Below are 14906 nucleotides of genomic sequence, written 5' to 3'. Positions count from 1 at the left end.
GATTTTTTACATGAGTATAATGCTCTTTTTAGTACTAAAAAAGAAATATAGCAATTCAATAATCATTATAATTTTTTTACTGCAATTTAATAATCACTTATAAAAAGTACAGGATCTAAAAGATTTGAAAACAATATAAAAAAGAGATACTAACTATAATTTGAAATGAACTATAATAAATTTTCTATACAGCAGAATAAAAAATTCAAATCTGGATTGCAGCGTGTCATTGATAATCGGAAGGATTGGGAAAATTTAAAAACAAACATTAAAAATGTTTATGACCCTTTACTGGAAGAATTGAAAAAAATTTCAAATTTGAGTTTTTTTATTTGTCATTTAGTGAAGATTACTTTGATAAAACAGAATATGTAAATCAAAATTTTATTTATAATCCCCATGGGAAAACATCCCATGGGGATTATAAATAAAATAAAAGACGAAAACACAAATCTTAGTGGTACTGAATTATTAAGTGAAAAAGGCGGAACTCTTTCATTTTCCCAAAGACCGCAGGGCGAAGTAATGATAATATTGTATTCTTGTAAATCTGAAGTTTATAATTTTGAAGATGAGTTTATAATATATGGAATCTATTCTTCACCAAATAAAATAACATCAAAAAAACTCAAAAGAATAATAAGGTTTTATTTTAAGTTTATGTACATAACATCATTTGTTGGAAAGGTTACATACGGGGACAGATTGCATATAATGCTTATAAAGTTGAGAAGTAAATTTGACCTTTTAAAATTTGGTGTAAACATGATTAAAGTTTTTCAATCGTTAATTAATCTGCGTGCCGATATTAAAGCATAAATTTCAAGGATGCTAGAATAGTTCTAAAGTCACAATTGGGGACTGATTTTTTTATAGCCAAATTAAATAAAAGAATATTCCCATGAGTATAGTTGATTTACATCAAGTTAAACGTCTAAAATTCAATTCTGGTTTACTTTGAATAAAATTAAAGTTTTTTATCTAATTCCAAAGTAAAGGCAAATCTCTCTTATTTGCGCGACTTTTCCAATGCGCTTATTTTCTTCAAAATTACGATAAGTAATTAATCTAACAATAAGATATTAAGTAAATCCTCCAATGCTTTTCATGTAATATTGTTGTTTCGCGAGTTTTTAATTTATCGTTGTCATACGGTTTAAGTATTGAACTTAAATGAATTTTATTAATTGCAATTATATCCAATCTTATAATTTCATTTCTGTAAAATGTTTATTTTTTGATTGCTTTATATAAAACAGGTATATCTACTTGTTATAAGTAAAACTATATTTTATACTTTTAACATGTGAATATATTTTAAGTTGTTGTTTTGCAGTGTTTTATATGTCTTGTTTGTATAGGTTAGGTTTATTTACTGACATGATATGATCAATATATTTTATGTTTTTAGCATTTTTTTTGCCTAGTGTGTTTCTTATTTTATTGCCTTTACTGGCAAAAGGGTAGTGAATAGGTTATATGGCTTTATGATATTATCAAAAATATAAACAGATTGGCTATAACCTTACAAGACAATTATAATATCAAATTTATTAAAAAAAGATGATTAATTAATTGCCATCTAAAGTAGGACAAGCATAAACCGACACAATATAAATGAGTATGCAACAAGCAAGCTGAAATGACTAGAGTAAGCAATTCAAAAATATAAACAAAATGAAACAAGATTTAAATGGAAGAATTGAGAAAATCAAAAGTCTGACTGCTAGAGAACTCCAGATTTCCATTGAAGATTTGGAATACATTACATCTAAATTCATATCTGAATTTAATAATGATGTAAGAATCTTAACTAAAAGAGATTGAGACCCGAAAGGAGATGTGTCTGTTTTAGATAACTGAGGCACTTATGGTAATTCTTATTGGTTTGAACGTGATCTTTGTAAGTGGAAGCAAAATGCTAAGAGGACTTCAAACTACGGATGCGGAACATCAGAAACTTGGGAAGCTGGCAAGAATTGGTGTAAATATATTATCCATAAAGATAATTGCCCAGATGGTAAAAATGGTATTTTTTAGGTAACTATCAAGGTTGAAAGTGTTTTACTACATGAAGAAGAATACTTATTGTTGACTGTGTGTACTTTTTTTATAGCATACAAAAAAGTAAATCAAACAACAAAGAAAACTACTGTAAACAAAGATTTTGCATTAAGGAACTTAAGTGCAAAATCAAAATGTATTTTTTTATTGAACTTATAGAATGTTTTCGCATAGAAGGTCTTGCCAAATAAAAGGATAGAAACCTTATGAGCAAGTTTGAAAAGATATTGACAAGACTTCTATGGACAAGTGTGGGTAAGTCTAAACTGAAGAGATTAGGCGAAGTGTCAAATAAATAAAAAACAAATAAAAAATGGAAAAACAATCAGCAGAAATTAAATTCTCATTAGCAAAAAATGCTAAGAAGAGCGATGTGGTATTTTATCCAATTAGTATCTCAGTAATCAATGAATCATCTGTTGACTTTAGAGTTGCAGAAGTTGCTGTTAAAGACAACGATTCAAACCGAGTAGCGACAGGTATACTAAAAGACATTCCAAGTGGCGGTGAAGCGCACACAACAGTTCAATTGCCGGGTGGTATTGAGTGGTGTGCATGGAAAATTATTCCAGTAGTTGGTGAAACATTTTATGGAGGTGGTGCGGCTAGCAATGCACCAGGTGTAAGATTAACTATAACAGATTAAACTTGTTTAACTGTATTATATAATAGTGATTAAAAATGTAGCTCTTAATCGCTGCTTTAATCAATTAAGAAATTTGTAGGAATTAGAAAACAGTCATTCAAAGTGTCTGCAAGGAATTTTTTCTTACGGTGCTTAGAGTGAGAGTAGTAAGTTTTGTGATTTTATATCAAATTAAGTGCACTCAGACAGTATACTATTTCGAAATTGCAAACTTCTTGTAGCTGTAACAGTAACAGAAATACTTAAATTGACTAACAGCATAATGTAAAACACCATAGGAAGGTAAATAGCATTTATAATTTGATTCTTTTTGTTCCTATAAATAATCTTTAACGCTATGCTTTAACTTCCAATAGTAGGAGCTTTTGGAGTTCCAAAGATGTTTTTTGCGTTTTTAACGAACTTTAATTTTTTAAATCAAGTTTTGTGGTAAGAGTCCTGTTCTTAAGATGGCTGTAAAACGTGGATGGCCATTTTTGTGACCAAGTAAATCAATATACTTGGAACTAAACTATAATTTACACGTGGTATATAATCTAGAACAAAAATTAAATTTAAAATCATGGCATTTACAATAAACAACATGGAATTTGCAAATCAAGAGGAATTTGTAAAATACGGTCGAGGATGTGCGACAAAAAACCCAACCCCTATTGATATCCTGCGAGTGGATAGAGAAATTTTTGCAAATAAATTGAGAAGAGTATTGTTTGTTAAACTGGATATAGAAGTTAGATTCCACCACATAACTTATGGTGCTAGTGGTCTAATTAAAAAACAGCAAAGAGAAAAACAAATCACTCTATTAAATGATGCATTTATAGGAACTGGGTTGGTGTTTTCTTATAAAGAAGAACATGTTCAATACATTGATAATAAGAATTGGTACTATATGGGACATGGTTCTGCATCTGAGAGAGAAGCTAAAAGTTCTTTGGGAGCAGATGCTAGAAAATATCTGAATTTTTATACAGGTGGACTTGGGAAAGGTTTGTTGGGATGGGCTACATTTCCATTTGATTTAGCAGGGGATCCTATGCTTGATGGTGTGGTAGTTTTAGATGAATCTTTACCAGAGGGTAAGGCAGCACCATATAATTTAGGAATGACAGGTGTGCATGAAGTCGGTCATTGGTTGGGTTTGTTTCATACTTTTCAAGGAGGTTGTAATAGTGTAGGAGATCATGTACATGACACTCCAGCCCACAGTGACGCAAATTATGAAAAACCCGAAGTTGGTCTACCTCATAATGCTTGTATAATAGGCGAATATGCGCCTATTCATAATTATATGAACTATGTTGATGATGATTGGATGAAAGAAATAACTGTTGGACAAGAGCACAGAGTTAAAGAGCATATTTTAATGTACAGAACAGGTTTAATTACAGCTAACATATGAGACATTACAGTTCAAAAACTAAGGAATTAATTGGAGAAGTTATTTCTCAAAAAGAAGTAAGAAAGACTGTTACTACAAGAGCAAACCTTCATGATTTTTCCTCCGTTGTCTCCAAAAGTAACGTTGTTGTTATTGGCGCAGGTATTGCAGGACTTTGTTGCGCGTATGAATTAGAGAAAAAAGGGTACAGTGTTACGATTTTAGAAGCCCAGAAAGATCACATAGGAGGCCGTATCAGAACTTATCGAAAAGGTGATACTTATGCAGAATTTGGAGCAATGCGTATCCCAGAAGGGCACTACTTAACGTTACAGTATGTGAATCACTTTGAATTAAAGACCAGAGAATTTGTTCAGGAAAATGAAGAAGCATTCGCCTACATACGTGGAATGCGAGTAAAAAGGAATGAATCAGGATATGAATCTTTAAAGCCTCTATTTCCTTTAACTGGTCAAGAACAATTAATGAGCAAAGATGATTTTTGGATGAAATCCGTTATTCAAACATTAAAATCTTTATCCCCGTTAGAGCTACAGCTAATTTCAGAAGATATTCTTAACGATAAGAAATTAGTTGACTTAGATCAAAACTCACTTTATAATAATCTTAGCCAGTCTAAAATTAGTAAAGCAGCTATGGAATATGTATGCTCTGTTTACGGTGTAACCACTTATTTAAACACTGCAATTCTGGAACATTTAAGAGAAGAAAATGAAGGTGTGTGGATTAACGGATTTAAAGAAATTGAAGGAGGAATGGATTTGCTCGTAGAAAAGTTCGTTTCTTCAATAAAGACTAAAATTTCTGCGGACTCAATTGTCACAAAAATTATTAATTCAGATGAGTATGGTGAGGTAATTTATATTAATAACGGTGAGAAAAAAAGTATTAAAGCCGACTGGGTTATATGCACTATTCCGTTAGGTGTGCTTTCAAGGGTAGAAATTGAAAATGCATTTTCCAAAGAAAAAATCAATGCTATAAAGAATGTTAATTACGATTCATCTTCAAAAATTATTAGCCTTTGTAAAAAAAGATTTTGGGAACAAGACGATAAGATTTTTGGTGGAGGTAGCATTTGGGATGGAGGATTAGGACATACTTGGTATCCTTCAGATAATGCAATAGAGAAGAATGAAACAAAATCTGCGTCTCAAACCCTACTGTTATCATCTTATACATGGGGGATGCATGCTAGGAGAATTGATAGTATTCCAGAAGAAAGTATAAATGATTATGTTCGTGGCGAACTGAAAAAAATTCATTCCGATTCTAATATGGATGATGTGGTAGACTCTGTACGTTGGAGCTGGGATAATCATGAATGGAGTTCTGGCGCATTTGCATTTTTTAATCCTGGCGACCAAACTGATTTGCATAAAGAACTTGTAAGGCCAGAAAAAAGAGTCCTTCTTGCGGGAGAACATTGTTCGTTAACCCATTCGTGGATACAAGGTGCTTTAGAATCTGCGGTAAATGTTTGTATTCACATTCTAAAACATAAAATATGACAATTGCAGAATATATCCTTCAAAAGTTAAAGGAAAACGGATGTTATCATGTAATTGGCATTCCAGGCACTTCGTGTGCAGGATTTTTTGAATCAATTGACCAAGATAATGAAGTAGAATATGTTGTAACAACAAACGAACTTGAAGCCGGTTACATTGCTGATGGTTATGGACGTAGTGGTGGTTTTGGAGCAGTCTGTGTTTCTTATGGAGTTGGTACATTAAGTTTAGTAAATGCGATTGCAAGTGCATTTACTGAGCGCGTACCAGTGATAATAATAAATGGAGGGCCGACACAAGAGGATGTGCGAATTGAACGAGAGTTGGGTAGTCTATTTTCACATTCTACAGGAGCAGACCAAACAGATTTGAATATTTTCCGACAGATTACTGTCTATTCAGAAATTTTAAATGATTTAGCAAAAACGAAAGAATATATTGATGTCGCTTTTTTTACAGCTAAAATAGAACAAAGACCTGTATATATTGAAATACCTCAAGATTGCTGGGATGAAAAATTGCCAGAAGAGACAATTAATTTGCCTCAAGAAACCCATAATGCCAGTGCTGATTTTATTCGTGAGGCTGAAATAAAAATATCGGCAGCAAAGTCCCCAATACTTTTTATTGGGGTTGAAATTGTTAGAAAACAATTAAGAGATAAAATACTAATCTTAATTGATAATTGGAATATTCCGTTTGTTACTACTGTTTTAGCAAAATCTTATTTACCAGAATCGCATCCAAATTTTATTGGAACTTATGATAGCGATTTATTTCATAAAAAGGAGTTGTTTCAAATAATTGATGATTCTGACTGTCCAATTAGTTTTGGTTGTATTTGGGGTATAGACCATAGACAATATATTAAACGAAAATATAACTTTATGATTGATGTTGCTTTCAATAAAGCCCGTGTATCTACCAAATATTTTTCACCAATCGCTATAGAATCTGTAATTGATGCTTTTATCCAATGGTCAATCAAATCAAATGTTCAAATACCCCAAAAAACAGTAGCCTTTAATACTTCTGATGAATTCAGTCATGACCAAATATTTTCAACTGTAAATAACTTTTTGAAATCAACAGAAAATATTCAAGTGGTGTTAGATACTTGCTTGGGTAGTTTTTCAGGAGCAGACCTTCAAATGCCAAATACAGATATGTATTTAGCCAATCCGGTATGGTTGTCAATTGGGCAAGGTACGCCAGCGGCTATTGGTGCATACCTTAAAAATGGGAAACATCCAATAATAATTTCAGGAGATGGGGGCTTCCAAATGGTTGCCCAATCATATTCAACTATGGTAAAGTATTGTGTACCTGCATTGATTATTATTCTTGATAACAGTCTTTATGCTATTGAGCAGTACCTTATTGATGGTTCCTATTTTAATGAAAATAAACCGCCACTTAAATATGTTGAACTTAATCGATGGTCTTATGAAAATTTCCCTTTAGTTTTTAATGGCGGATATGGGAAACGTGTTCGTTCCGAAAAGGAACTTGCAGAAGAATTAAATAAGTGGAAAAATAGAGACAATAAGAATCAACCGTGGATAATATCCTGTGAAATCCCAAAGAAAAATTTACCGTCAAATTAATTTATATTATGAAATTACACAAAATAAAAATTGAAGATTCATTGCTCTCTTTTAGCAATGAACTTGAATATATTTATCGGTTCGATGAACTTTATGTTTTTATAACCTCTAGAGAGATTGATTTTATTAAATCAAATATTCGGATAATAGAATCCATAACTGCAACAAAGACAATTTATTTTGTTATTCAAAAAGGAGGTTCATTTGAAAATGAACAACCTGATATAGTTCCACTCATGAATTTTGGACGATATCTCTTTGTTGAATTAGATAGTGAAGAATATGAGCAAATAATACAACACAAACACGTTTGTTGGGAAATCGAGGAATTGAGTAAATATAAAGAGGTGTTTTTTCGAGTTCATAAAGATATTTCACGTAGAAAAGTATTACCACATACGTTTTCAGTAAGCAAAGAGCGATTAAAAGAACATTTAGATAATTTGTGTAAAGAACAATCGAGATTTGCATTCAGTAAACAATATCTCAATGCCGTAGATTATTGTAAAAACTATTTGAAAGATTTGGGATATGACGTGAATTTACAAGAATTCAAGGTTCTTAATAAAGGTGAGTATAAATCTACTGTTAATGTAATTGCTACAAAATCTGGTGTATCAAACCAACCTAAAACATTTATTGTTGGTGCTCACCTTGACTCAATTAATAAAGATGGATATGATCTATTAGCTCCTGGTGCTGATGATAATGCATCAGGTTCAGCTGGTGTTCTTGAAATGGCAGAGCAACTAATTCATATTGAGTACCCAAACAACCTGATTTTTATTTTGTTTGGTGCAGAAGAATTAGGTCTTTATGGTAGTAAGCATTATGTCTCTAATACGATGCCTAAGGAAACGATCCTTGGCATCATAAATATGGATATGATTGCCCGTAAAAACGGAGATAACTATGGCGTTCTAGTGGAAGGGCATGAAGTTTCAAAAGAATTAGTAAAGGCTTTGAGTCAAATTGCTTCAGACTATACTAACTTAAAGGTTGATGTATCATATACCCCATATGCAAGTGACCATGTTCCATTTATTAATGCTAATTATCCAGCTTTATTAACCATTGAAGGCAGCGACTCATCGAATATAGATATTCATACAGATAGAGATGTGCTTACTAATATTGATTATGAACTAATGAGTGAAATATTAAAAGCTAATTTGATTTGCGTTAATGAATTTCTATCCGCTGACTAATTAAAGATAGACAACGAATAAGGAATTGATGTAATGTTAGCTGACTTGGTTTTGTCGCGTCTGGGAATAACTTTTATCTTTAGAACTTTACACCGATTAAAAAATGAATACTAAAGGTCATTGTTATCCAAAATACATAATTCTTCAGGCGGTATATTTCAAATTAAGATTTACACTTAGTTATCGGGATGTTGAAGAAATAATGAAAATTAGAGGGGTGATTGTGGATCATGCCACGATTCAGCGTTGGGTTTATAAGTTTACACCTTTGATTGAGTGAGGGATGAAGAAGAGAAAAGGCAGAGTGGGGTCGAGTTGGAGATTTGATGAGTCCTATATCAAAGTAAAAGGTATTTGGTGTTATTTATATCTAGCGGTAGATAAATTAGGCAATCCAGTAGACTTTCTTTAGACCAGAAAAAGGAAGATAATGAGCGCGCAGTCATTTCTAATTAAAGCAATTAGTAATAATTACAGGCCAAGAGTAATAAATATTGATAAAAGCGGTTCTAATACTGCTGCTATCAAAGTCTATAACAAGTGTTCGTTCTCAAATATTAAAATCCGACAGTGTAAATATCTCAACAATATTGTAAAACAAGATCATCGTTTTATCAAGTGGCTCATACAAAACGGATTAGGCTTTAAGAGTTTTGAATCGGCCAGACGAACCTTGAGGTGCATATGCTGAGGAAGAATCAGATGGTTAGACCAGGTGTAACTATGTTTTGATCTTTCTGTAAATTGGCTGTCTAAATTTTACATTACTTAAATTCTTATATTTGATTCTGACAGATGCGACAGAGCCATATTTATGTTCATAATAACAAACATCATTATATGTTTTTATTTTTTAGAAGTTAAAGGTATTTGATCTTTTAGGGCTATTTATATTAATTAGATCAGTTTTAAAAGCTAAAAAAAATACTTTTTTCTTTCCATATCAATTGCGTTCGCACTGCGGACGCAATTGGAAATGTATTGCAAAATTTTTGTTATCCTTCAACTTGCTTTTCTACTCTAAATGAATTGAAGTTCTTTAAGAGTCTTCAAATTCAGAAGTCTTTTTGATAGGCGAATGTCACATAAATTTAGATTTAAGTTTCTCCATATCTTCCATAATGTTTACATCCAAAACTTTTGCATAGTGCTGCGTCTGCTTGGTATTGGTATGTCCCATCATTGCAGAAACATTCTCGAGTCTTACTCCGTTTCCTAAGGTTACGTGGTTGCAAATGTGTGTCTTGCAACATACCAGGTAAGATGTTTGTCTATGTCGCAGACATCGGCGATTTCTTTAAGATACGCATTCATTTTCTGATTGGAAATTTTGGGAATAAGACCTTTCTGCTGGTTTTTATATTTAGAAATAATTTTCTCAACGGTCGGTAATACAGGCACATTTGCTCTAATGGCAGTTGTGGCTCTGCTTGTCATAATCCATAAATTTCCAGTTGAATCTTTAGATAAGTTTCTTTCGGCCAGATCCATGGCATCGACAGGCGCATATCCTGTATAGCAGCTGAAAAGAAATATGTCCTTTACCTTTTCCAGACGGGGCGTTGGAAATGTTTTATTCTCGATCGTATTAAGTTCCTGCTGGGTCAGGAAAACAGCATCTTTTACGTTAAGCCTTCCGTCGTAAACGTTGAATGGGTTTTTTATGATCAAATCCATTTTAACGGCATAATTACAGGCAGTTTTGTGCATTTTCATATATTTTACCACCGAATTGTTTTTGATGCCTGTCTGGTCTTTAAAACTGCTTTCGTATTTAAGGAACTGCTCCAATTTAAAGACAAACGAGCTTGATATTTCAGATGCGGCATATCTTCCTTTTTGTAGCTATTGGTGATGAAATCCAGAAGTAAATCCTTCGCTCTTTTGTACTTCTGCAGTGAAGCCACTGCGCGTTATCCAGAATTGACTCTTTTGGTGAAGAATATATTGTATGTTTCCATAATTTCAATTATGGAAGAACCTTGATGCTGGCCGATTTTGGCTTTCCCTGTAAGTTCAGCTTTTAGCAATTCCAGATCAACGTCAGGATCAATTCTGAAGAGTTCTGTAAACTTCTTTTCGGCATTAAGCTGCATGAGATCGAGAAAACTTTTGATTACCTTTTCTTTTTCCGCCTTCAGTGTATTCTTCAGGTGGTTTGTCTGGATCCATCTTTCTTTTGAGATGAATTTTCCAGAACTAATTGTAATTCTTTTGTTTTTATAAGAAAGTCTTAGAATAATAGAACTTTCTCCGTCTCGGTTAACCCTCTCAGATTTTAGCATGTTATCTAGTTTTAAAATTAATAATCAAATTGAATTAAAAATTTTAAGAGAGCCCATTAACAGCAGGGAATTCCCGGGAAATTCTTTTGTTTTAGTGGTCCAATTTTGAGAAAAAACATCTCAAAAAAAGTGGGACACTAATTGTGCCACCATTCTTTGATAAAACATGTGCTTTTTGAAAAGTTTGCAAAAACGAAAAAGCCTTTAAACACTAGTGTTTAAAGGCTTTTGATTTTTAAAATTTCTTTTGAAACTCTTACTGGCGGAGAAAGAGGGATTCGAACCCCCGGACCTGTTACAGTCAACAGTTTTCAAGACTGCCGCATTCGACCGCTCTGCCATTTCTCCAGTATGTTGCTACCATTTTCTGATTGCGAGTGCAAATATAAGACGCTTTTTTGGTTCTCAAAACTTTTTCGGTGATTTTTTTAACTTAATTTTCAAGTATCTAATTATCAGTATTTCCGAAAAGGTATTTTGGAAAAAATTAATCCAAATTGTCTAAAATTGGTGTTGGTTTTTTATTTTCGTCTACCGCAACAAACGAAAAAGTTCCAGAAACTACCGTTTCGCGGAGTTCAGAATACATTTGTTCCATGAAAATATCGACGTGAATTTTACAGCTTGTTCTTCCAACATTTATAACTTTTGCCACTAATTCAATTAAAGTTCCGGCCGGAATCGCTTTTTTAAAATCAATTTGACCGGTAGAAATCGTAACTACTTTTTTACGGCTAAAACGAGTAGCGCAGATAAAAGCTACTTCGTCCATTAAATGAAGCGCTGTACCTCCAAATAAAGTATCATAATGATTTGTTGTACTCGGAAAAACCGCTTTAAAAATATGAGTTTCAGATTTTAAAATTCTTTCTTCTAATGTTCCCATATTAATAACGTACGTATTCAATTATTTCAAGTCCATAACCAATCATTCCAACACGTTTAGTTTGCTCAGTATTCGAAACTAATCTGATTTTAGAAATATCAATATCGTGCAGGATTTGAGCTCCAATTCCGTAATCTTTACTGTCAATGATTACTTTTGGTGCTTTTAATGTGCCTTCAGATTGTAAAGATTTAAGCTCAGAAATTCTATTTAAAAGATTTACAGCTGTCATATCCTGATTAATGAAAATCACGGCACCTTTACCATTCTCATTAATTACTTTAAACATATCATCCAGTTGTTGTTCTGCATTGTTTGTCAAAGTACCAAGTAAATCATTGTTTACTTGAGAAGAGTGAATTCTGGTTAGAATAGGTTCGCCAAGATTCCATGTTCCTTTCGTTAATGCAATATGAATTTGTTTATTTGTAGTTTGTTCGTAAGCTCTCAATCTAAAAGTTCCAAAACGAGTTTCGATATCAAAATCTTCTTTTTTAACAATCAAACTGTCGTGCTGCATTCTATAAGCTACTAAATCTTCAATAGAAACTAATTTTAAATTAAACTTTTTAGCCACTTTTATCAATTCCGGCAAACGCGACATAGTTCCGTCTTCGTTCAGGATTTCACAGATAACACCTGCAGGTTTAAAACCGGCTAATCTTGCAAAATCAATAGCAGCTTCCGTATGGCCAGTTCTTCTTAAAACACCACCTTGCTTCGCAATGAGAGGAAAAATATGTCCAGGACGCGCTAAATCGTGTGGTTTTGTATTGCCATCAACTAAAGCTTGAACTGTTTTAGATCGGTCAGCAGCAGAAATTCCAGTAGTAACTCCCTGACCTTTTAAATCAACAGAAACAGTAAAAGCAGTTTCCATGTGATCTGTATTATTAGTTACCATAGCACGAAGATCAAGTTCTTTACAACGGCTTTCAGTAAGTGGTGTACAGATTAGTCCGCGCCCGTGAGTCGCCATAAAGTTGATCATTTCTGGAGTAACTTTTTCGGCTGCAGCCAAAAAATCACCTTCGTTTTCACGATCTTCATCATCAACTACGATGATTACTTTACCTTGACGAATATCTTCTATAGCTTCTTCAATGGTATTTAGCTGTATTTTTGTTGTTGACATAATTATTGTTTGTTTTGAACAGGGGAAAACCGTTCAGCAATTTTTTGAAATAATTGGAATATTGGAGTTGTAATTGCATCAAAGTTGATTAATCCATTATCGTTTGTAGCACGATATGTAAGTAATACAGCCAGTGGTGACAATATAAAAGAAGACATCCATGAACCCATAAATGGAGTCATTCCACCTTCTTGGGATAATCTTTTTCCAAAAGTATTGATGAAATGGAAAGTAATAAAAATTAAAACCGCAAATACAATTGGTAAACCCAATCCGCCTTTTCTAATAATAGCACCCAGTGGAGCACCAATAAAGAACATTAAAAAGCAAGCAAAAGCAATAACAAATTTCTCGTACAAAGCACTTAAATGTTTGTTGATTTCTCGTTGTTTATCTTTTAAATCTTTTTGAGTAGATTCAATAGAATAAACATTGCTGGTAACATTACTGCTGGCCATTCTTAAAATATCGGCCTTTTGTTTGTTGGTATATAAAGATAAAAGATTGGCAGGTAAGCTTTTTTTCTTTTTAATCTTTTCTGCTGGCGTAGCGATTGGAGATTTTCGAATTCCAACACGCTGATTTATATTTTCTGAAAATGAAATGATTTCATTATCAAGATTTTTATTCAAAGAATCCAAAGTGTAACGCAGTTCATTTACGTTTAACATTCCGTTTGTACTACTTATGCTTTCTTTACTGTCATCAACTTTATTCAATTCAGATAAATCAATATTGATGATGTGTTTTTTAAATACGCCTTTTATAAAAGGTAGTTTAGCACGATCTTCATATTTTTTTGGTGTAACATCTTGATAATAATAACCATCATTTAATACTAGTTTTAAAATACTAGAATTTTCGTTACTAATCAATTTTCCGTCCTTAGCCTTTATAACAGTTTTGTTTTCGCCAACATTATTTGCTTTTTCATGAATCGTAACTCCGGTTAAAATGTTTCCATTCTCTCCAGATTTTTTATTCACTTTAATATTATAAAAGCCAACATCATTAAACTGACCTTCGGCAATTGCCATTGCTGGTTTAGCCTGAGCAATATTTTTTCTAAAGTTGACAAATTTATACTCCGCATACGGAATCACATTGTTGGCAAACCAAAAGGCAACAATACTTAATACACATATAAAAACAATCAGAACGCGCATTGCTCTCTGCAATGATATTCCAGAAGATTTCATAGCTGCAAATTCATAGTTTTCTGCCAGATTTCCGAAAGACATAATAGAAGCCAGTAAAACCGATAACGGTAAAACCAGCGGAATGATTCTCGGCATGGAGAAAAGAAGGAATTTTACAACCAATATTAAATCCAGATCTTTACCAGCAAGCTCAGAAATAAAGAGCCATACAGTCTGAAGAATGAATATAAAAAAAAGGATTACAAATACCGTAGTAAATGTAACCAGGAATGTTTTTAATAAGTATTTGTCTAAAATTTTCAACCGTAATTAATCTAATTTATTGATGTAGTACTTTGGATATTTGCTCGCTACAAAGGTAAATTGATTTTTTGATAATGGCTGATTGGTTTTAAAAGAATTAACGGTTAAAGTTGTTTTTGTTCCGTTTTTTCCAGTTTCAATCAAATTATAGATGTGTTTTGTCTGTACATCAATACCTAAAAGAATTTCTTTTCTTTGATCTTTTCCGCTTGTAGGAACTAATTTAATGTATTGGATTTTTCTTCCTTTTACATTTTGAACAATGTCCATATTGTATTTATAACCAGAATTAAAGAAAGTAAGCATTTTAGACGGCGTAATCGCAGCGTCATCTTTCTCATTTACTTTAGAAACAGTAACTTCTTCGTCTTCAGGAACAATAGTATATGTTTTTTGTCCGTCGAATATTTTAGTAACGCCCATAAAATTCAATACATATTGATTGCCTTTCATCGTTACATTTCCTTTACTGTCCTGATTGATGTTTTCTTTAGCGTTGTTTAAAGAATATTTAAAATCGATAACGATATTATCGTAGCTCTTTATTTTTGAAGTTACTTCGTTCAATAAATCTTTGGCTTTTTTATCTTGAGCCTGAATAGAAGTGAAGCTCAAAAGCATTAAAAATGCCAATTGAAAACACTTTTTAGTCATGTTTGTGATAGAATTGTTTGTGATTTCCTGAATTTTCGTTTTCAT

At 32.6% G+C, this 14906-nt stretch carries 13 protein-coding genes, 1 tRNA gene and 1 pseudogene; 8 read left to right on the top strand and 7 right to left on the bottom strand.

Translation table 11 applies throughout. The features are described 5' to 3' along the window. Positions 1-399: 399 nt before the first annotated feature. The 8 genes and pseudogenes from EV144_RS06815 to EV144_RS06785 all read left to right on the top strand — a co-directional run bounded on the left by EV144_RS06815 (position 400) and on the right by EV144_RS06785 (position 9170). Positions 400-819, top strand: coding sequence for a hypothetical protein (locus EV144_RS06815; protein ID WP_134147300.1), 420 nt, complete (start codon positions 400-402; stop codon positions 817-819). Positions 820-1677: 858 nt separating this feature from the next. Then, positions 1678-1827, top strand: coding sequence for a hypothetical protein (locus tag EV144_RS24115; protein ID WP_166670545.1), 150 nt, complete (start codon positions 1678-1680; stop codon positions 1825-1827). Between the two features lie 550 nt (positions 1828-2377). Beyond that, positions 2378-2710 (top strand): hypothetical protein, encoded by a 333-nt coding sequence (locus EV144_RS06810; RefSeq protein ID WP_134147298.1) that lies wholly within the window; start codon positions 2378-2380, stop codon positions 2708-2710. A 562-nt stretch (positions 2711-3272) separates the two neighbouring features. Continuing rightward, positions 3273-4112, top strand: coding sequence for a zinc metalloprotease (locus tag EV144_RS06805; RefSeq protein ID WP_134147296.1), 840 nt, complete (start codon positions 3273-3275; stop codon positions 4110-4112). Next, positions 4109-5623, top strand: coding sequence for a flavin monoamine oxidase family protein (locus tag EV144_RS06800; RefSeq protein WP_134147294.1), 1515 nt, complete (start codon positions 4109-4111; stop codon positions 5621-5623). The genes EV144_RS06805 and EV144_RS06800 overlap by 4 nt, the downstream gene beginning before the upstream one ends. Beyond that, entirely contained in the window at positions 5620-7230 is a 1611-nt protein-coding gene (locus EV144_RS06795) for a thiamine pyrophosphate-binding protein (RefSeq protein WP_134147292.1), read from the top strand. Before EV144_RS06800 ends, EV144_RS06795 begins: the two co-directional genes overlap by 4 nt. A gap of 8 nt (positions 7231-7238) precedes the next feature. Continuing rightward, complete coding sequence (locus EV144_RS06790; protein WP_134147290.1) at positions 7239-8438, top strand: M28 family metallopeptidase; 1200 nt, start codon at positions 7239-7241, stop codon at positions 8436-8438. A 103-nt stretch (positions 8439-8541) separates the two neighbouring features. Continuing rightward, a pseudogene (locus EV144_RS06785) lies at positions 8542-9170 on the top strand (IS6 family transposase). A gap of 489 nt (positions 9171-9659) precedes the next feature. Here the strand turns inward: EV144_RS06785 and EV144_RS24330 are convergent. The 7 genes from EV144_RS24330 to EV144_RS06755 all read right to left on the bottom strand — a co-directional run bounded on the left by EV144_RS24330 (position 9660) and on the right by EV144_RS06755 (position 14906). Then, a complete protein-coding gene (locus tag EV144_RS24330; protein WP_243854629.1) occupies positions 9660-10229 on the bottom strand; it encodes a site-specific integrase in 570 nt (189 codons plus the stop codon). A 122-nt stretch (positions 10230-10351) separates the two neighbouring features. Beyond that, a complete protein-coding gene (locus EV144_RS24325; protein WP_243854628.1) occupies positions 10352-10723 on the bottom strand; it encodes a hypothetical protein in 372 nt (123 codons plus the stop codon). Positions 10724-10983: 260 nt separating this feature from the next. Continuing rightward, positions 10984-11071: transfer RNA gene (locus EV144_RS06775), tRNA-Ser, on the bottom strand. A gap of 139 nt (positions 11072-11210) precedes the next feature. Further along, positions 11211-11609 carry an acyl-CoA thioesterase gene (locus tag EV144_RS06770; RefSeq protein ID WP_134147289.1) on the bottom strand — a complete coding sequence of 133 codons (399 nt, stop codon included), beginning with the start codon at positions 11607-11609 and terminating at the stop codon, positions 11211-11213. Between the two features lies 1 nt (position 11610). Beyond that, positions 11611-12744, bottom strand: coding sequence for a 3,4-dihydroxy-2-butanone-4-phosphate synthase (gene ribB / locus EV144_RS06765; protein WP_166670544.1), 1134 nt, complete (start codon positions 12742-12744; stop codon positions 11611-11613). A 2-nt stretch (positions 12745-12746) separates the two neighbouring features. Then, positions 12747-14207 carry an LptF/LptG family permease gene (locus EV144_RS06760; RefSeq protein ID WP_134147285.1) on the bottom strand — a complete coding sequence of 487 codons (1461 nt, stop codon included), beginning with the start codon at positions 14205-14207 and terminating at the stop codon, positions 12747-12749. A gap of 6 nt (positions 14208-14213) precedes the next feature. After that, positions 14214-14906, bottom strand: coding sequence for a LolA family protein (locus EV144_RS06755; RefSeq protein WP_410501170.1), 693 nt, complete (start codon positions 14904-14906; stop codon positions 14214-14216).

It is taken from the genome of Flavobacterium sp. 270, from assembly GCF_004368785.1.
Classification (GTDB): domain Bacteria; phylum Bacteroidota; class Bacteroidia; order Flavobacteriales; family Flavobacteriaceae; genus Flavobacterium.
This window is presented reverse-complemented; position numbering and strand designations above follow the sequence as displayed.